This window comes from Mediterraneibacter sp. 210702-DFI.5.30 (assembly GCF_020560115.1).
In the GTDB taxonomy this organism is placed as follows: Bacteria; Bacillota; Clostridia; order Lachnospirales; family Lachnospiraceae; genus Mediterraneibacter; species Mediterraneibacter faecis.
The window spans coordinates 1-277 of the sequence record NZ_JAJCME010000064.1 but is presented as its reverse complement, the minus strand read 5'-3'; the positions used below and the strand labels follow the sequence as shown (position 1 = coordinate 277).

At 45.8% G+C, this 277-nt stretch carries 1 protein-coding gene; it reads right to left on the bottom strand.

What is annotated here, in order from left to right:
• The coding region (locus LI126_RS14695) for a homocysteine S-methyltransferase family protein (protein ID WP_227165669.1) at positions 1-277 on the bottom strand (277 nt) is incomplete at both ends.

Below are 277 nucleotides of genomic sequence, written 5' to 3'. Positions count from 1 at the left end.
CTGATGGTCTCGGCATTTTGCAAAGTAAAGGAAACATATACTTTTTGGTCAGGATACTCATTTTTTAACAGATCCAAAACCGCTTTAACCTCACTCAATTTCGGTTGCGTCTCCAATGCCAGACAGTCTACGCCAGCATTGACGATTGCTTCCAAACGAGGACGGTAGAATTCTTGATACTCAGCCGACGTTAATTCATAATCGCCACGATATTCGCTCCCATTTGCCAGATAAGCGCCATAAGGTCCAAGCGAGCCAGCCACATACCCATGCGCTC